Genomic DNA, 17,951 nt, shown 5'->3' on the forward strand with positions numbered 1-17,951 from the left:
CGACAGTAGGGGTAAACGGTTAACGGTCGTTATTCCGTACAAAGTGAGACAGAACGTGTTGCAGAGCTTGATGTGCTGTGACAACGGGAGTCTAACAAGGGTGGTACCACGGTCTTTTCGTCCCTTTTGGGGAGAAAAGGCCTTTTTTTGTTGCAATTACAGCACATTAAGGAGGCAATTACACATGAAAGAACGTTTAGAAGCATTAAAGATCGAAGCGCTGGAACAGTTGTCCAGTGTGAATGATCCGCAGACGCTGGCTGATCTGCGTGTAAAATATTTGGGCAAAAAAGGGGCATTGACTGAGATTTTGCGCGGCATGGGTTCACTTAGTGCGGAAGAGCGTCCAGTCATTGGTCAAGTGGGTAACGAGGTTCGGGGAGCGATTGAAGAAGTTATCAACAGCAAGCAGGAGCAATTCCAGAAGGAAGAAACCGCGAAGCGTCTTCAATCCGAGAAGGTTGACGTGACCTTGCCAGGACGCCGCGGGCGTCAAGGCGGACTGCATCCACTGACGAAAGTGGTGCAGGAGATCGAAGATATTTTCATCGGTATGGGATATCGTGTAGCTGAAGGTCCTGAAGTTGAGATGGACTATTATAACTTTGAAGCATTGAACCTGCCCAAGAATCACCCGGCACGCGATATGCAGGATTCCTTCTATGTTACTGAGGATCTGCTGATGCGTACACATACTTCTCCCGTACAGGTTCGTACGATGCAAAGCATGCAGGGCGAAGTGCCTGTCAAGGTCATCTGCCCAGGTAAAGTATATCGCCGTGATGATGACGATGCGACACACTCCTTCCAGTTCCATCAGGTCGAAGGTCTGGTCATCAGTGAAAACATTCGTATGAGTGACCTGAAAGGAACGTTGCTGCAATTTGTACGTGAAATGTTCGGGGCTCACACTGAAATCCGTCTGCGTCCAAGCTTCTTCCCGTTCACTGAGCCAAGTGCGGAAGTGGATGTAACTTGTGTGCAATGTGCTGGTAGCGGCTGTCGGGTCTGCAAACAAACAGGTTGGCTCGAAATTTTGGGCGGCGGTATGGTTCACCCGAAAGTGCTTGAGATGGGCGGATATGATCCGGAGAAATACAGCGGTTTTGCCTTTGGTATGGGGGTAGAGCGAATTGCGATGCTGAAGTACGGTATTGATGACATCCGTCATTTCTATAACAGTGATCAGACGTTCCTGAAACAATTCGGACGGCTGTAATTATATTAAACGTCAATGAATGGTAAAACTAATATATAGATTAAGGAAGTGAACGTGCATGAGAGTATCGACAGATTGGCTGTCTGATTATATTGCCCTTGAAGGTGTGACGCCACATGAGCTGGCAGAGAAAATCACCCGTGCAGGGATCGAGATTGATGTTGTGGAGAACCGTAATCAAGGCGTAAACAAGGTTGTTGTCGGTTACGTGAAGAGCAAAGAGAAACACCCGGATGCGGATAAACTGAATGTATGTATTATTGATGCAGGACAAGAGGAAGAGTTGCAGATCGTATGCGGCGCGAAAAATGTGGATGCGGGTCAAAAGGTAGCGGTAGCCCTTGTTGGTGCAAAGCTTCCCGGTGGGCTGGATATCAAAAAAGCGAAGCTGCGCGGCGTAGTATCGCTCGGCATGATCTGTTCCGCCAAAGAGCTTGGCATGAACGACAAATTGCTGCCGAAGGATCAACAAGAAGGCATCCTGGTTCTGCCTGAGCTTACCGAGATCGGTACGCCGATCAGCCAAGTGCTCGGTCTGGACGATCATGTGCTCGAACTGGATCTGACACCGAACCGTTCGGATGCTTTGAGTATGCGCGGTGCGGCATACGAAGTGGGTGCGATTCTGGGACGTGAAGTGACACTGCCGGATCCGAAAGATCAGTTGGTCGAAGCTGGCGATGAAGCGGCTAATCACATTTCTGTAGAGATCAAAGCTCAGGAGCAATGCAGCCACTATGCCGCTCGTTATGTGACTGGCATCAAGCTGGGTGCTTCCCCGCTCTGGATGCAAAATCGTCTGATGGCGGCAGGTGTTCGTCCAATCAACAATATCGTGGATATTACGAATTATGTCATGCTGGAATACGGTCAGCCACTGCACGCGTTTGATGCGGATAAGCTGGATAACGGTCGCATTGAAGTGCGTATGGCACATGAAGGCGAAACGATTGTGACGTTGGATGGTCAGGAGCGCAAGTTGGAACCGCACATGTTGCTCATTACCGATGGCGTGAAACCAGTCGCCATCGCTGGGGTTATGGGCGGTGAAAATTCCGAGGTATCGGAAGGCACCGTGAATCTGCTCTTGGAGTCCGCCAAGTTCGACGGCGGAACGGTTCGGAAGACGTCGCGCCAACTGGGGCTGCGTTCCGAAGCAAGCTTGCGTTTTGAAAAGGAAGTAGACCCGGGTGCGGTCATTACGGCTCTGGATCGTGCGGCTGAACTCATTCAGCAGTATGCATCAGGCGTGGTGCATCAGGGGATTGTTCAAGCTGGGGAAGAATCTTCGGAGAAGCGGGTCATTCAAATGTCACTGGACAGACTCAACCGTTATCTGGGAACGGATCTGTCTCTGCTTGAGGTAAAAACAATTTTTGCTCGTTTGCATTTTGCATGCGGAGATGCGGAGCAGGGCGTTCTGGATGTTGAAGTGCCGACACGCAGAGGAGATATCACGCTTGATGTCGATCTGTTTGAAGAGGTTGCGCGTTTGTATGGATATGACAACATTCCGACAACATGGATTGAAGGCCCAACTACACCGGGAGCATATACCCGTCCTCAAGCCATTCGTCGTACGATCCGTGGTGTAATGTCTGGAACGGGCTGGCAGGAAATGATCAGTTATTCCTTTGTTCATCCGGACAAAGCGGTTCTGTTCCCTGCGCTGACTCAAGGTAGCAAAGCGGTTAAGCTGGCTATGCCGATGAGTGAGGATCGCAGTGTGCTGCGGACGAGCATTTTACCACAGATGCTGGATGCTGCTGTATACAACATGAACCGAAAGCAGGATTCGCTCGCTGTGTTTGAAGTAGGAAGTGTTTTCTTCACGGAGGAAGAGAAGCTGACCAAGCAACCGCATGAAATTCCAGTTTTGGCTATGTTGCTTACGGGTAATCGTTCGGTTCAGCAATGGAATGTTGGAGCAGAGAAGGTGGATTTCTTTGACCTGAAAGGTGCACTCGAGAACCTGTTTGCTTACATGGGACTGGAGCAACGTATTCGTCTCGTGGCAAACAGTCCGGAAGGATTCCATCCGGGGCGCTCTGCTTCCGTATATCTGGATAGCAAGGATGGCAGTGAAGGCACATTGATCGGTACACTCGGTCAATTGCATCCAGAGCTGCAGCAGCAATATGATCTGAATGATGTTTATGTTGCTGAAATTGCCCTTGAAGCAATTTATAAGGAAGCAGATGCAGATATTCGTTATCGGGAGCTTCCGCGCTTCCCGGCAATTGAGCGTGATATTGCGGTGGTCGTAAGCAAGGATATTGAAGCTGGGGATATGCTGCGTGCCATTCGTGAATCTGCAGGTGAATTGTTGCAGACAGTACAGGTATTCGATGTATTCACAGGCAGCAAGCTTGGCGAAGACAAGAAAAGTGTGGCCATGGCTCTGGTCTACCGGAATCGTGAGCGTACGTTGACAGACGAGGAAGTTACCGAAGTTCATGCGCGTGTAGTCACACGTCTGGAAGAGCAATTCGACGCAGAACTGCGCAAATAGGACAGAAGTCAATTTTTTGAACAAAGATTAGCAGGAATTGCTTGAAGTCACATCGAATCCTTAGCAATAGAGGATCGATGTGACTTTTTTGTCATTACAGCTTAGAATCAACATACAGACTTGAAGGAGGGCACAACTGTGACTACACCTGATCGTACACGCGTCACCGTAGAGATCTACGGGACTTCCTATAAACTGGTCGGCAGCAGTGCCGACTATATGAAACAAGTAGCTAATCTGGTAGATGAGCGTATGAGCGCTATCTCCAAAAGTCATTCCCGTTTGGATACGCCGCGTATTGCTGTACTTGCGGCTGTACATATGGCTGAACAGTCACTTCAGACGCAGGAAATCCGAAACGAGCTCAAAATGCTCACAGGGGAACGTACAGAGCTCCGCAATGAATTAAATCGGTTAAACGCCATTCAGAGTGAACACCAACAAGAACTGCAGCAACGGGACCAGTCTCTTGTTGAGGTTCAGCAACAGAAAAATGAAGCCGAACAGGCTTTGAAAAAATGGACAGCGGACAAACAGGCGGAAATCTCCAAGCTGAATGCTTTGCTGGAGCAAGAGCGCAAACAGACCAAAGAGCAGGTTCAGAAGCTACAGACGCAGTCTGCGACGCAACTGAAAGAGGCAGAGACGAGAGCGAATTCACGGGTTAAGGAAGCAGAGGAAAAGGCGGCCAATCAGCTCAAACAAGTGCAAGCACAGTCTGCTTCTCAACTTAAAGAAGCGCAGAACCGTGCGGCAGCGGAATTGCAACAGGTACAGGCCAAAGCCGCGGCTCAATATAAAGAGCTGCAGGACAGAACCGCAGCTCAGTTGAAGGAGGCGGAGAGCCGTGCGTTAGCAGAACGTCAGAAAGTACAGGCTCAAGCGGCGCAACAAGTGCAAGCAGCCAAGGAAGAAGCGGAGTCAGCTATCTTGTCCGAGCTGGAACAGGCGGAGGCCAAATTGAAGCAGGTGCAGGAAGAGGCAGCTCTACAATATAGCGAACTTGAAGAACAAATGAAGCAACGTCTGGAGCAAGCCGAGCAGAATGCACGAAAGCAGGCAGCTGAATGGGAAGTGGAAGCGAAACAGGAGCGTGAATCCTTGCTCGCTGAAGCCGAACAGATGCGCCAGGCTGCAGTTGAGAAGATACAGGCTGAGTTCAAAACTCTTTCCGAGCAGTCCGAATTGGAATGGATGGAGAAAGAGGCTCTGTATGAAGAACAGTTGAAAGAAGAACAGGAGTCAGCGGCTTCTCGCATTGCGGAGGCAACAATTGCAGCTGAGGAATTGCTACATCAAGAGCAGCGTAAGCTGGAGCATCAATTGCAGGAAGAGCGCGCTCAGGCCGAAACTCGCATAACCGAGATCAATGAACAGCTTACTGAAGTTCGTAGTCAGCTACAGCATGCACAGGAAGTTATTTCTGAACAGGAACATTTGCTTCAGACAGAACGCACCCAAGTGGAGTCCCTACGTCATAAGCATGGAGTTCTTGTTCAGGAGCAAGAGACTCAAACACGTCGAATCACGGAGCTTCAGCAGCAACTGGAGCAATTGAGAGAGCACAGCACGGAGTTGCAAAATAAACTCCGTGAAACGGAGCAGTCGTTGAAGCAGGCACGAGACTCGCAGCAGCAATGGCAAGATCAGTATAATGAAACGATCGATCGTGAAACGGCACTGACAGCCCAGTTACGCAAACTTCAGGAGCAACATGCCCAGCTTGAACAGGATGCGCAGCATCTGTTGGAAGCAGAGACCAAGTCAGAAGAAGAACAGCGTAGACTGCATAAGGTGCTGGAGCAGGCTCATGCTGCTGTGCGTGCATTGCAAAATGAAATCACTGCACTTACGGAGAGTGAGCAGTCATGGAAAGAGATCGCCGAACAGCGACTGGCAGATATCGGTGATCTGGAAAATCAGATCCTTGAGGCAGCTGAACAGAATGAAACGCTGGAATCTGGCGTTCAGTCCTTGCATGATGAGCTTTCGGTCGTGAAGGATGAGGCTAGGCTTTACAACGAAGAGGCCGTCCGTTATGAGAAAGAAAACGAGACTCTGGAAGAGAAAATCAAATCATTGAATGAGGAACTACATGTCACTCGTAGTGAGTTAAATGATAATCGTAAGGAGCTAGAGGATAATCATAAGGACTTGAATAATGCTCGTGGTGAATTGCAGGGTGCTCACGAGGAATTAAGCCGTCTGCAAGAGCAATATAAGCAGATCCGTAACGATTATAGCGACGCTCTTCAACGAGAAGAGAATGTTGGCTCTCGGATGAGTGAACTTGAAGCGGAGCAGCAAGAGTTGGAGGTTGCCCTAAACGAAGCAAGACAGTCCGCTGAGCAGCTTGCCAAGCGTTATACGGAGCAGGCGAATCAACTAGCACAGACGGAAGAGGAAGCCCTCGAATGGCAAATCAAACATGAGGATCTGTCTGCCAATCAGGGGGAACTGTCTTCTCGCATTCAGCAATTGTTAACACGTGAAGAAGAGCTTCGCTCACAATTGGAACAGGCAGCTCAGGAAGTTGAACAGAACGAACAAGTGTGGCAGCTCCGTGCAGATGAATGGGCAACCCAAGAGAAAGCCTGGCAGGAGCGCTGGACGGCACTGGAAGACGAATTGACAGCTTGGCAGCGTGAAAGTGCAGTAAGTTCAGAGAAGTTGAACGAATTGGCACAGGAACGAGACCAGTTATTGAAGGAGCGAACGGAGCGAGAGCAACTTCAAGCCGAAATAGACGAAGAGAAACAGATTATGGAGAATGAACTGCGGGAAATCGGTGAACGTTATGAACTGGCAGCGAACCAGTTACGTTTGTTGCAAGTCGAGCGGGAAATGGAACAGGAAAAAGCGGAGCAGTTAAATACAGAGTATCGTCAGTTGCATGATGAATATACGAAATTACAGACGGAATATAACGAATGGATTGAATTGATTGAGCAGGATCAGACGTAGCGGACCATGCTTTCCGTTCAGGGTTTGACCAGCGAACTCGTGCATAATTTGTTATAATACAAAAAGAGCTCCCGTCGCTACGGGGGCTCCTTGTATTGAAGTCTTATTCTTCGACGATAATTTTAGAGATCATACTGCTGTGTCCGGAACCACAAAAAACGGAACAGGACATTTCAAATTCACCCGTTTTGTCTGGAGTAATCACTTTGGAGCTCTTTTGGGTGTCCAGCTGAAGATTCAGCTCTGGCACAAGCATACCGTGATTTCCGTTGACGTTTTCATAGACAATCTTCACGGGTACACCTTTTTTAAGTCGATATTCGGGTTGATCAAATTTGTAGTTACTGGCCTTGATCACCAGTTGTTCACTGGCTGTAACCTCCGGCTCGGATGCTTCGGAGTCTTTGGCGCTGCCGCATGCAGTAAGAATAAGGATGAACATACAGACAGCAAGCCATGTTATACCTTTCTTCATTATGTGCCTCCTTCAACGTGTGAGATGGATAAAATTTGAATGATTTCATAAGTCATCATACCGCAATCTTGCGATGCCTGTACATGTCGGGTATGTCGTTTTTTTGAAAATTATTTGCGTATGACTTCCATTGGCTTAAATATGAAAAAAACCTCTTCAGACCTAAGGCCTTCCGAGGTTTACATTTATTGCGAGTGTAGTCAACATGAGTAGCTGTTTAGCTTTTGGAGTTACGTCCGGCATCAAACGGTGTGGAGACCGGAATAAAGAGATCGATAATCCCGATGACCAAAGCGGCGAGAATGGCACCGAGCAGGCTGACTTCAACGTGATCAACTACATATTGGCCCAGCCAAATAACCAGTGCACTCACGATAAAGCCGACGATTCCCCGGCCAAAAGGATTGACTCTTTTGCCAAAGATGCCTTCAACGATCCAGCCCAGCAAGGCAATGACCAAGGCAAGCATCAGTGCGCTCCAGAAGCCACCAACGGCGAAACCGGGAACGATCCAGCTAACCACCATTAATACAATAGCTGCAATAATAAATCGTACGACATGGCCAAGAAAATTCATGGGGGTACCTCCTTTGTTCAGATTGGACTGAGCATAAGCATGTAGATTCACAGTGAGCGACATGAATAGCACAATCCTGACACTCGTAGTTTGTGGCGTCATGCTTCAAGTTATGTGTGGAAGGATTCGTTAAATAGCGCAGCAAAGTTTCTTTCGTTATAATACAGATATAGTTTGGAAGGAGTTGTACACTTGGACACGAAAATATTACACACGCTTGAATATCGCAAAATTTTAAATACATTGCTGGGATTCGCCCAAACGTCAATGGGCAAGAAAAAAGCAGAACTTCTTGAACCCGTTGGTGAGTTGGAAGAAGTAAAACGTCTGCTTCAGCAAACAGATGAAGCGTTCACCTTTGATCGTCTGAAAGGTTCACCGTCTTTTGGCGGGATTGTAGACATCACGGCTTCCGTGAAGCGGGCTGAAATTGGCGGTACTCTCAATCCACATGAACTTCTCAGCATTGCCACGACGACGCACGCAGCCAGACGTTTGAAACGTCAGATTGCATCGCTCCATGAGGATGAGACAATGGAGTCACTTTTCTATATCAGTGATCAGTTGTCCGAGCAGAAAGAGCTTGAAGACGAGATTCGTATCTGCATCGACGATAATGCCGAAGTTGCAGATAGTGCAAGTGTTACGCTGGCACAGATTCGGCGTGAATTAAGGGGCGGGGAGGCACGTATCCGAGAAAAACTGGATTCTATGATCCGTTCGTCTACCGTATCCAAAATGCTGCAGGATCAGCTCATTACGATTCGTGGAGATCGATTTGTTATTCCGGTCAAAGCAGAATATCGATCCTATTTCGGCGGTATTGTTCATGACCAGTCAGGTTCAGGTGCAACGCTCTTCATTGAGCCGGAATCCATCGTGGCTATGAACAACAAATTACGTGAAACCCGAATTAGGGAAGAGCGCGAAATTGAAGTGATTTTGCAAAAATTGACGGCGCATGTCAGTGAGCAAGGTGAATGGCTGTTATATGATGTCGATTTGTTGGCATCGCTTGATTTTATTTTTGCCAAAGCACGATTGGCCCGTGAATTGAAAGCAACGTTGCCTCGGATGAACGACAGGGGGTTCCTGAAGCTGAAAAAGGGACGTCATCCGCTGATCCCGATTGAGCATGTTGTTCCCATTGATGTAGAGCTGGGCAACGATTACACCTCTATTATCGTGACTGGACCGAATACAGGTGGTAAAACGGTAACTTTGAAAACGATCGGTTTATTGAGCTTGATGGCCATGTCTGGATTGTTTGTTCCAGCCGAGGATGGCAGTCAGCTATGTGTGTTTGATGCCATTTATGCTGACATTGGTGACGAGCAGAGTATCGAACAGAGTCTGAGTACATTCTCCAGTCATATGACCAACATCATTCGTATTTTGAAAAATATGACGCCGAAAAGTCTTGTCCTGCTGGACGAGCTTGGAGCAGGGACAGACCCGGCAGAAGGTTCAGCACTGGCAATCTCCATGCTGGAGCATATGCACCGGACAGGCTGCCGGATGGTGGCAACCACTCACTACAGTGAGCTCAAAGCCTACGCTTATGAGCGCAAAGGTGTTATCAATGCCAGTATGGAATTTGATATCAATACACTGAGCCCGACGTACCGTCTTCTGGTAGGTGTACCTGGACGTAGTAACGCATTTGCGATTGCGGAGCGCTTGGGACTTCCGGGTTACATTCTGGATTACGCCCGCGGTGAAGTGAAAGAAGAAGATCAGCGGATTGAACATATGATCGCTTCCCTCGAAGAGAACCGCCTTACAGCTGAACAAGAGCGTGAGAAGGCAGAGGCTCTTCGCCAGGATATGGAAAAATTACGCAGCCGTCATCAAGCCGAGCTGGAGAAGCTGGAACAACAGCGTGACCGCCGGATTGAAAAGGCAGAGGATGATGCTCGCAGCATCGTAGACAAGGCACGTGCAGAAGCGGAGAAAATCATTGCTGATCTTCGCCAGCTCGCTTTGGAAGAGGGCGCATCTGTCAAAGAGCATAAATTAATTGCTGCTCGTAAACAGCTGGATGAAGCAGAGCCGGAGAAACGAAGAAAAACCGTCAAAAAAGCGGCGGTACCAAAAGCCCGCGCGATCGGACCTGGGGACGAAGTGCTTGTCTACAGCCTTAATCAGAAGGGACATGTTGTGGAGATGGCTGGCAGCAAGGATGCTGTTGTGCAGCTCGGCATTATGAAAATGAAGGTATCGCTGGATGATTTGGAATTGCAGCAGTCAGCCCCGGCAGCGAAGCAACCAAAGCAAAAACCGGTCACAGGTATGAAACGTACTCGGGATGATAATGTGAAGAGCGAGCTGGATCTGCGGGGGACGAATCTGGAAGAGGCGCTGATGGAAACAGATCGTTTCATCGATGAAGCTTTCCTAGCCAACTTGGGTCAAGTGTACATTATTCATGGTAAAGGAACAGGAATTTTGCGTACGGGTATTCAGGATTACCTGCGGAAGCATAAACATATTAAAAGTTATCGTCTGGGCAATTACGGAGAAGGCGGCAATGGTGTAACCGTCGCAGAACTGGAATAGCTTGAACAAGAATGAAAAATATCTGCTGTCCAGGCAAGTTGGACAGCGGATTCGAAAGGAGAATGGGGAGTGAAAGAAGCGATTGACGGACTACTGTCTCATCCTTTAGGGATGGTCCTCGGTTTCTTCTCGGTCGCAATTATGGAGTTGCTCGTTTTTCTGGCATGCTTTGAGTTGGTGACCAAATATAAATGCTGGACGGAAATCAAAAAAGGCAATGTGGCTGTTGCAATGGCTACAGGGGGGAAAATCTTCGGTATATGCAATGTCCTCCGTTTTTGTATTCAGGCGAAATCTTCAGTATATGAAGCGATGACATGGTCATTCGTCGGATTTATTTTGCTGCTGATTGCATACTTTTTGTTTGAGTTCCTGACGCCAGTGTTTTCAATTGACCGGGAGATTGAAGCGGACAACCGTGCAGTCGGATTGATATCGATGATCATTTCTATCTCATTGTCCTTTGTTATCGGCGCAAGCATTATCTAGGGGGATCGATGATGAAAATATTGATACGGATTTTGTTTGCGGCATCGATTGTATTTTTTGCCATCGGTGTAATCTATGTGTTGAATACGTGATTATCTGAAAGAGAAAGGTTGATACATGATGGAAACAACAGTATGTCCTTGGTGTCAAACAGAGATTGTTTGGGATGAGGAACTCGGGCCAGAAGAAGAATGCCCTTATTGTCACAATGAATTGAAGGGTTACCGTACGCTGAACATTAACATTGGTGACGAAGAGAGTGATGAAAACGAAGATGATTTTTCTGCCCAGGACATTGCAAATGATAAAGAGCAAATATCAGACCTAACTTCACTTTGGGGCGATGAAGTTGAACTTAAATTGCCAGAGCTGCGCACATTGAACAAATATGCGGATGAGGGTAACGATCTGATCCAGTATGAACAAGGTGTTGAGAAGCAATTGGATCAACAAGAGGAAGTGCCAGAGTGTCCAAATTGCCGGGAGTTTATGATCCTTGCCGGATCACAGGCAGCTAGTCAAGATACATTTACGCCGATTGCCAATGCGGTTTCAGGTAAAGGTTCTGTTTTGTCACCTCCATTTACTGTCCTGACTTATGTTTGCTCCGGTTGTTTCCAGGTTCAATACAGTTTGTCTGAGGACGACCGCCTGCGGTTGATTCAGAACCTGAGTGCACAGTGATTAATCCTAAATAGACTGCAAGTTAATTTTATACAAACCTAAAAATTCATCATGTTTTCCTTCTGCTTGGGGTAGGTTAAGCCTAACACCAGCCTGTTCATGTTATTGCTTCAGGTGATCAAGGAGGGGCAGATGAAGATTACTTTGGGAAGACAATCCATTCTGCTTTTGGGCGTGAATGGATTGTTTGCGTTAGCCGGAGCGTTGTCTGGCACATTTTTGAACGTGTTTCTCTGGAAGAGCCGTCCGGATTATACTATGCTCGGATGGTTTACTATTAGTCAGCAACTCGCGATCGGTATTACATTTTGGCTTGCAGGCAAATGGGTCAAAGAGCATAACAAAATGAGTGCGCTCAGGCTGGGGATTGCGTTATCTGGAATGTTCTATATGCTCGTTCTGTGGACGGGCGCGAGTGCAGTGGATTGGATCTGGCCGCTTGGGTTGTTGTTAGGTTGTGCACTGGGGCTGTTCTGGATTGCTTTTAATGTGGTGTATTTTGAAATTACAGATCGGGAAAACAGAGACTTGTTTAATGGTTGGGTTGGATTGTTGGGCTCCATGACAGGCATTATCGGGCCATGGTTTTCTGGTTTCCTGATTTCACGTATGGCGGACAATACAGGATATCGGCTAATATTTACCGTTTCTCTTGTCATTTATATCATCGCCGTGTTTTTTAGTTTTTTTCTGAAAAAAAGAAAAGTCAGCGGTACATATCGCTGGTCAGAGCCGATTCGCCAGCTATCGGTAGCGAAGAGTCCTTGGCGGCCACTAGCAATGGGGTTATTTGCCCAAGGGGTCAGGGAAGGTGTTTTTGCTTTCCTAATTGCTCTACTTGTTTACTTGGCGACGACTCAGGAATATAAACTCGGACAGTTCTCCCTTATTACTTCGGCAGTGGCTCTTGCCAGTTACTGGGCCGCAGGAAAATGGTTCAAACCGCAATATCGAACTAAAGGTATGCTGACTGGTTCTGTGTTACTGCTTTTGGCACTATTTCCACTGCTCTGGAAAGTGACATACGGGACGTTGCTTTTTATGGGGATCGGAAGCGCAATAGCGATGCCGTTATATATTTTGCCGATGATCGCCGCAGGTTTCGACATGATGGGCACGAGCGGCGAAAATGTAGAAAAAAGGGTTGAACTTGTCGTATTAAGAGAGCTGTGCCTGATGACTGGACGACTTTTTGGGTTGACCGTATTTATGATTACCGTATTGAATTCGCCATCCACTCCAATGTTAGTTTGGCTGATCATTATCCTGGGTGCATTTCCGCTCATTGGCTGGATATTTATGAGGAGGCTTTTGACCGAGACTGCGCCTCGTGATTCGTAAAGTAAAATAATTTGGTAAAGAATTTGCAAAGGGTACGGCATAGGGAGGTGTAAACTCTCCCTTCGCCGTACCCTTTGCAATTTCAACACGATAAATGGTTAGTGAGTGATATTGATTTTTTTTAAACTGGAGATGGTTTGCTGGTTCTGGTTAGAGAGAACAACTTCATATCATCATTTTCTATACCGTTGATAGCATCTGCGATCAGAGAGGCTGCAATCATACTGTATACTGTTCCGTTTCCCCCGTATCCTTCAACAAAATAAGAATGTGGATAATCCGGATGTGTACCGATAAGGGGGAGACCATCATGCGTATTACCGAACACAGCACCCCAGGCGTAATCAACCTCAAGCGTATCAGACGGGAAATAGGACCGAACTTCTTCCAGTAACACTTCACCTTGGTTTTTCGCACGTAGCTCACGCTGATCTGGCTCAGGTATTTCCTCATCAAGTCCACCCACAATGATTCGATTGTCTGGCGTGGTACGCATATAAAGATAAGGACGGGCTGTTTCCCAAATCATGGCTTGCTCATGCCAACGGTTCAGATCAGGCAGAGGTTTGGTGGTAATCGCATATGTTGCTTTTAGATAGGCTCCCTTGTCTTTCTTGATTTCCTGAGTTTCATATCCAGCCGCATATACAACCTGTTTAGCTCGTATTTTACCTTGAGGGGTGTAACACCATACGCCTTCATCATCATAGTCACAGTGAATCATTTCCGTTTGTTCATAAATTCGTGCCCCGTGTTGCGCGGCCGATTCAAACAAGCCTTGAACAAAGCGATACGGATTTACCTCCGCATCCCCTTTTGTGTACAGAGCAGCCGGCTTTTCAAATGGAAAATAGCTTTTGATCTGATCTGCGTACCACAGCTCTGCATCAAATGCATGCTTTTGCAACGTTTGATACTCTTCCTCCAGCATGGCAACATCTTCTTCACAGCTGGCAAAGCAGAAGCTATTTCGGGGAATAAACCAGGCGTCGGTCTTCAGACTTCCGGCCATCTCGGTAAGCTGCTGCATGGCTTTACGGCATAATTCATAAAAGCGAACGCCTTTTTCTTCCCCAAACGTGTTGATACAAGAAGTCAACGTTTTGTCATTGGTATATTGTAACAGACCCGTATTGGCTGAACTGCTGCCATGAGCGATTTTACGCTTATCAATTACAACAGTTTCCAGACCGCGCTCTGCAAGTATTCTTGAAGTCAGTGCACCTCCCATACCGCCGCCGATAATCAGGCAGTCACAAGAGATTTCGCCATGTAAAGAGGGATAATCAACATTCGAGTTATAAGTAGAAGGCCAGTAAGGTGAGCCATAAACGAGATCCATTAGAACCGCTCCTTTGTCATCACATTGGTATAGTTTTGCAATTCGAGGTAACAATAAAGTCGCATAAACTTTAGCTCAAGGAGGTAAGACGTACATGCAACAATCACAGATGCAAGCACTGAGCCCGAAGGAATTGAACTATATCGCGGATTCCATCTCTAACGAGGAGATGCTGATCAAACAATGCTCCGCTACAGCTTCGATCTCCACGAATCCGGCTATCCAGCAGGCGCTGAATCAATATGTCCGCTCGCATGAGCAGCATATGAATACGTTGATCCAGACCCTTCATCAACATCAGTCACTTGCGCCTTCACCATCGCAATAACTTCACAGGCATACGACAGGAATATCAGCGTATAGGAGGAAATCACATGTACAATCAAACCGGTAATTTTATGCAGGAACAGGATTTGTTGAAAACGATCCTTGCCGATCTAAGACGAACTTCGCGCGAATACACAACAGCCACAACAGAGTCTTCTTGTCCCACGGTTCGCAGCATGTTCAATAATTTGACAAATGATACGCTACGGCTGCAAGGAGAATTGTTCAACTTGATGCAGCAGAACAATATGTATTCGGCTTCTGCCAAAGCACCACGTCAGGACTTGGACAAGCAGATTCAATCTGCACACCAGGCACAGCAGAAATGTCAGCAATTTGTGCAGGAGAAAACGGTACAAAATAGCCCTTACAGCCAAGTGCCTAATGTGTCTCCACGCCAGCCGAATTACAACAACCCTTATTACATGTAACCTGTGGTTAAGGGTTTTGAAGCATATCTTGAAGACCATACCACCGCTTGCCTGAATTGAAGGCAGGCGGTCTTTTGTCTATGCATCAACGTTAAATTCATGTAATATAAGTATTAATTCATTTTAGGAACCTGGATGACGCTGGAGGGAAAACGATGAAAGATTTGAACGATCTGCAACTCAAAGTTCTGGATCTGTTGAAGGAAGACGCGAGAAGGACTCCCGCACTGCTGTCAACGCTACTGGGGGAGTCGGAAGATAAGATCAAAGATGCTGTAGCAAAGCTTGAGCAAGACCACGTCATCGTGAAATATGCAACGGTTGTGAATTGGAGCAAGATTGATGATGAGAAAGTGACAGCCCTGATTGAAGTTCAGATTACACCTGAGCGTGGCCGTGGTTTCGAGGGGATTGCTGAACGTATTTATCTCTATCCACAAGTGAAGTCCGTATACCTTATGTCAGGGGCGTACGATCTGCTTGTTGAAGTAGAAGGCGGCAACCTGCGTGAGGTTGCAAATTTTGTGTCGGAGAAACTGTCTCCGATTGATTCAGTACTGTCAACCAAGACGAATTTTATTCTTAAAAAATATAAGCAGGACGGGATTATTTTTGAAGACCATCAGGAAGACAACCGTCTCATGATCTCGCCGTAAAGGAAGATGTGTCATGATAGTGAATGAACAGACAACCGGGAATAACAAAACGATGTCCTCATATCTGGCTCCGCTCGTGAAGCAGATCCCCCCATCCGGTATTCGCAAGTTTTTTGATCTGGTGGGCGATAACAAGGATATCATTACATTAGGCGTAGGTGAGCCGGATTTCGTAACACCATGGCATATGCGCGAAGCTTGCGTATACTCGCTTGAAAGAGGCATGACCAGTTACACATCGAATGCAGGTATGCCCAAGCTGCGTGAAGCGATCAGCAATTATCTGGATACGCAGTTTGACACCAAGTATGATCCAAAAGACGAAATTATCGTTACTGTAGGCGGAAGTGAAGCAATTGACCTTGCTTTGCGTGCATTGATCGTACCTGGAGACGAAATTCTGATCCCGGAGCCTTCTTATGTAGCCTACTCACCCATTGCATCTATCGGCGGAGGTATCCCTGTTGGTGTGGAGACCTATGCCAAGGATCAGTTCAAGGTGACGGCTGAAGCACTGGAGGCTAGCATTACACCGAAATCAAAGGTCGTTATTCTATGTTATCCAAGCAACCCTACAGGGGCTATCATGACTTATGAAGAATGGCTTCCTATCGCTGAAGTTATCAAAAAGCATGATCTGATCGTGATTGCTGACGAAATTTACGCTGAATTGACGTATAATCAAAAACATGTCAGTTTTGCTTCGATTCCTGATATGAAAGATCGCACGATTCTGGTGAGTGGTTTCTCCAAGGCGTTTGCGATGACGGGCTGGCGAATTGGATACATGTGCGGACATCCTGAACTGATAGGAGCGATGCTCAAAATTCATCAGTATACCGTGATGTGTGCCCCGGCCATGGGACAGGTCGCTGCCCTAGAAGCGCTGACGAATGGACTCGGTGAGAAAGACCGGATGGTTGAATCTTATAATCAGCGTAGACGTTTGATTGTACAGGGATTCCGAGATATCGGGCTTGAATGTCATGAACCTCAAGGAGCATTCTATGCTTTTCCAAGTGTTCAGAATACAGGCCTGAGTTCTGATCTGTTTGCTGAACGATTGTTAACAGAGAATAAGGTGGCTGCTGTGCCGGGTAACGTATTCGGCCCGCAAGGAGAAGGATTTTTACGTTGCTCTTATGCGACCTCGGTTTCCCAGTTGAGTGAAGCATTGGAGCGAATTGGAAACTTTGTTTACAAAGTTCAAAAAGAGGGTTAATAATCAGAAAGAAGTACAGTATAAATAAGGCATTTGGAACTTTTCCAAAAAAATACTTTCTTTTACAAAATATTATGATATAATTTCAATTTGAAATGGGATTTCATATATTTGGAAAAATATTTTCCGAGGAGGGGTTAGCTTTGTTTTGTGTTGAATATGATTTACCGACGAATCGTGGACAAGTTCTAGCAGAAAGCGATCATGGCGACCGATGGTCGGTGAACCCTGATCACGCATCCTTGCATATCATTTCCTTGGAAGATGAGATTCGCATGCTTCGGAGCAAGATGGAGCAGATTTTCCGGGAAGAAAAATCATTTACGTCCGATATTGTGATTGAGATCAGTAGTCTGCTGGACTTGAAGATCAATGAATACATGAAGGCTAATCCGGTCAAACCAAAGTAACCTTTGCTTGACTGAGATATGCTTTGTTTACATGTTTGAGAAGATACAGGATAACAAAGGCAAGAGGGAGATCCGAGAGGGTCTCTTTTTTTGCTGTGCAAGTCGATATCATTTTGAATGAGCGAGGTTATTTTTTTGCGTAGAACAATTGTGATATATTGGACTTAGGAGACTAAAGGGGGAGCTGGAATGAAAAGATTTTGGGGACTTGCCGCAATAATTTCATTAATCTTTATATTAGCTGGGTGTGGCGGCAAAGATGGGTTTACAGTGTTTATTATTGATAATCAAGGTAATCCATCCGGTATTTCCGAGCAGCTGCAAGCAAATTTGCAGAAAAAGCTCGGTGAAGAGCCGAAAGTCGAAATTATTACAAGTGCGATGTATGATGTTCAAAAAATAATGGTTGAATATGCTGCAGGCAGCCATGACATCTTCATTTTGCCGGAAAATGATATGAAACAGTATGGTCAGAACGGATCGAATGTCCCGCTAGATGATACTTTTGATGCCAAAAAATATGAACGCGGCGTATTTGAAGGATCCGTATTGGTCGAAAAAGGGAAGGGCGACGATGGTTCTGATATGAAAAAGGAAACTCATCTGTATGGTATTCCGCTTGAAGACATGCAAATGTTCAAGGATGTAAACTATGCCCCGAGTAATCTGTTTGCTACCATTCCTTTGTCAGCAGCTAACAAAGAAGAGTCGAAAAAAGTACTAAAAGCACTGACAGAGTAACA

General features: G+C 46.6%; 16 protein-coding genes. 13 read left to right on the plus strand and 3 right to left on the minus strand.

All coding sequences use genetic code 11. The features are described 5' to 3' along the window. Window positions 1–184 precede the first annotated feature (184 nt). The 3 genes from pheS to ACUTVW_RS03555 all read left to right on the plus strand — a co-directional run bounded on the left by pheS (window position 185) and on the right by ACUTVW_RS03555 (window position 6,695). A complete protein-coding gene (gene pheS / locus ACUTVW_RS03545) occupies window positions 185–1,219 on the plus strand; it encodes a phenylalanine--tRNA ligase subunit alpha (RefSeq protein ID WP_445644504.1) in 1,035 nt (344 codons plus the stop codon). Between the two features lie 58 nt (window positions 1,220–1,277). Next, entirely contained in the window at window positions 1,278–3,731 is a 2,454-nt protein-coding gene (pheT, locus tag ACUTVW_RS03550; RefSeq protein WP_445644505.1) for a phenylalanine--tRNA ligase subunit beta, read from the plus strand. Between the two features lie 138 nt (window positions 3,732–3,869). After that, complete coding sequence (locus ACUTVW_RS03555) at window positions 3,870–6,695, plus strand: hypothetical protein (protein WP_445644506.1); 2,826 nt, start codon at window positions 3,870–3,872, stop codon at window positions 6,693–6,695. 103 nt (window positions 6,696–6,798) lie between these two features. Here the strand turns inward: ACUTVW_RS03555 and ACUTVW_RS03560 are convergent, their stop codons facing one another. Both ACUTVW_RS03560 and ACUTVW_RS03565 read right to left on the minus strand, forming a co-directional pair. Further along, a complete protein-coding gene (locus ACUTVW_RS03560; RefSeq protein WP_445644507.1) occupies window positions 6,799–7,170 on the minus strand; it encodes a cytochrome C oxidase subunit II in 372 nt (123 codons plus the stop codon). Window positions 7,171–7,387: 217 nt separating this feature from the next. Then, the gene (locus ACUTVW_RS03565) at window positions 7,388–7,747 is read right to left on the minus strand and encodes a phage holin family protein (RefSeq protein WP_123065070.1); all 360 of its coding nucleotides are present in this window, start codon (window positions 7,745–7,747) and stop codon (window positions 7,388–7,390) included. A 192-nt stretch (window positions 7,748–7,939) separates the two neighbouring features. On the opposite strand from ACUTVW_RS03565, the gene ACUTVW_RS03570 reads away from it, so the two are divergent. The 4 genes from ACUTVW_RS03570 (at window position 7,940) to ACUTVW_RS03585 (ending at window position 12,820) form a co-directional block, all read left to right on the plus strand. Next, window positions 7,940–10,306, plus strand: a complete 2,367-nt coding sequence (locus ACUTVW_RS03570) for an endonuclease MutS2 (protein ID WP_445644508.1) — start codon at window positions 7,940–7,942, stop codon at window positions 10,304–10,306. Between the two features lie 111 nt (window positions 10,307–10,417). Further along, on the plus strand, window positions 10,418–10,795 hold the full coding sequence (locus ACUTVW_RS03575) for a DUF350 domain-containing protein (RefSeq protein WP_434753050.1): 378 nt from the start codon (window positions 10,418–10,420) through the stop codon (window positions 10,793–10,795). Between the two features lie 117 nt (window positions 10,796–10,912). After that, complete coding sequence (locus ACUTVW_RS03580; protein WP_445644509.1) at window positions 10,913–11,479, plus strand: hypothetical protein; 567 nt, start codon at window positions 10,913–10,915, stop codon at window positions 11,477–11,479. A 132-nt stretch (window positions 11,480–11,611) separates the two neighbouring features. After that, window positions 11,612–12,820, plus strand: a complete 1,209-nt coding sequence (locus ACUTVW_RS03585) for an MFS transporter (RefSeq protein ID WP_445644510.1) — start codon at window positions 11,612–11,614, stop codon at window positions 12,818–12,820. A 121-nt stretch (window positions 12,821–12,941) separates the two neighbouring features. Here the strand turns inward: ACUTVW_RS03585 and ACUTVW_RS03590 are convergent, their stop codons facing one another. Beyond that, window positions 12,942–14,162, minus strand: coding sequence for an NAD(P)/FAD-dependent oxidoreductase (locus ACUTVW_RS03590; protein WP_445644511.1), 1,221 nt, complete (start codon window positions 14,160–14,162; stop codon window positions 12,942–12,944). A 94-nt stretch (window positions 14,163–14,256) separates the two neighbouring features. On the opposite strand from ACUTVW_RS03590, the gene ACUTVW_RS03595 reads away from it, so the two are divergent. The 6 genes from ACUTVW_RS03595 (at window position 14,257) to ACUTVW_RS03620 (ending at window position 17,949) form a co-directional block, all read left to right on the plus strand. After that, on the plus strand, window positions 14,257–14,490 hold the full coding sequence (locus tag ACUTVW_RS03595; RefSeq protein ID WP_445644512.1) for a hypothetical protein: 234 nt from the start codon (window positions 14,257–14,259) through the stop codon (window positions 14,488–14,490). A 46-nt stretch (window positions 14,491–14,536) separates the two neighbouring features. Further along, entirely contained in the window at window positions 14,537–14,920 is a 384-nt protein-coding gene (locus ACUTVW_RS03600) for a spore coat protein (protein WP_445644513.1), read from the plus strand. Between the two features lie 155 nt (window positions 14,921–15,075). Next, window positions 15,076–15,576 (plus strand): Lrp/AsnC family transcriptional regulator, encoded by a 501-nt coding sequence (locus ACUTVW_RS03605; protein WP_434752114.1) that lies wholly within the window; start codon window positions 15,076–15,078, stop codon window positions 15,574–15,576. A gap of 13 nt (window positions 15,577–15,589) precedes the next feature. After that, window positions 15,590–16,798: an aminotransferase class I/II-fold pyridoxal phosphate-dependent enzyme gene (locus tag ACUTVW_RS03610; protein ID WP_445644514.1), complete on the plus strand. Its 1,209-nt coding sequence runs from the start codon at window positions 15,590–15,592 to the stop codon at window positions 16,796–16,798. Between the two features lie 143 nt (window positions 16,799–16,941). Continuing rightward, window positions 16,942–17,208, plus strand: a complete 267-nt coding sequence (locus tag ACUTVW_RS03615) for an aspartyl-phosphate phosphatase Spo0E family protein (protein ID WP_445644515.1) — start codon at window positions 16,942–16,944, stop codon at window positions 17,206–17,208. Window positions 17,209–17,397: 189 nt separating this feature from the next. Further along, a complete protein-coding gene (locus ACUTVW_RS03620; protein WP_445644516.1) occupies window positions 17,398–17,949 on the plus strand; it encodes a hypothetical protein in 552 nt (183 codons plus the stop codon). Window positions 17,950–17,951: the final 2 nt, after the last annotated feature.

This window comes from Paenibacillus sp. TSA_86.1, from assembly GCF_052691815.1.

Excerpts from the sequence above, each read along its gene's own strand:
- pheS (WP_445644504.1), top strand. The coding sequence starts at position 185 with ATGAAAGAACGTTTAGAAGCATTAAAGATCGAAGCGCTGGAACAGTTG.
- pheT (WP_445644505.1), top strand. The coding sequence starts at position 1,278 with ATGAGAGTATCGACAGATTGGCTGTCTGATTATATTGCCCTTGAAGGT.
- ACUTVW_RS03560 (WP_445644507.1), bottom strand. The coding sequence starts at position 7,170 with ATGAAGAAAGGTATAACATGGCTTGCTGTCTGTATGTTCATCCTTATT.
- ACUTVW_RS03565 (WP_123065070.1), bottom strand. The coding sequence starts at position 7,747 with ATGAATTTTCTTGGCCATGTCGTACGATTTATTATTGCAGCTATTGTA.
- ACUTVW_RS03575 (WP_434753050.1), top strand. The coding sequence starts at position 10,418 with ATGGTCCTCGGTTTCTTCTCGGTCGCAATTATGGAGTTGCTCGTTTTT.
- ACUTVW_RS03580 (WP_445644509.1), top strand. The coding sequence starts at position 10,913 with ATGATGGAAACAACAGTATGTCCTTGGTGTCAAACAGAGATTGTTTGG.
- ACUTVW_RS03585 (WP_445644510.1), top strand. The coding sequence starts at position 11,612 with ATGAAGATTACTTTGGGAAGACAATCCATTCTGCTTTTGGGCGTGAAT.
- ACUTVW_RS03590 (WP_445644511.1), bottom strand. The coding sequence starts at position 14,162 with ATGGATCTCGTTTATGGCTCACCTTACTGGCCTTCTACTTATAACTCG.
- ACUTVW_RS03595 (WP_445644512.1), top strand. The coding sequence starts at position 14,257 with ATGCAACAATCACAGATGCAAGCACTGAGCCCGAAGGAATTGAACTAT.
- ACUTVW_RS03600 (WP_445644513.1), top strand. The coding sequence starts at position 14,537 with ATGTACAATCAAACCGGTAATTTTATGCAGGAACAGGATTTGTTGAAA.
- ACUTVW_RS03605 (WP_434752114.1), top strand. The coding sequence starts at position 15,076 with ATGAAAGATTTGAACGATCTGCAACTCAAAGTTCTGGATCTGTTGAAG.
- ACUTVW_RS03610 (WP_445644514.1), top strand. The coding sequence starts at position 15,590 with ATGATAGTGAATGAACAGACAACCGGGAATAACAAAACGATGTCCTCA.
- ACUTVW_RS03620 (WP_445644516.1), top strand. The coding sequence starts at position 17,398 with ATGAAAAGATTTTGGGGACTTGCCGCAATAATTTCATTAATCTTTATA.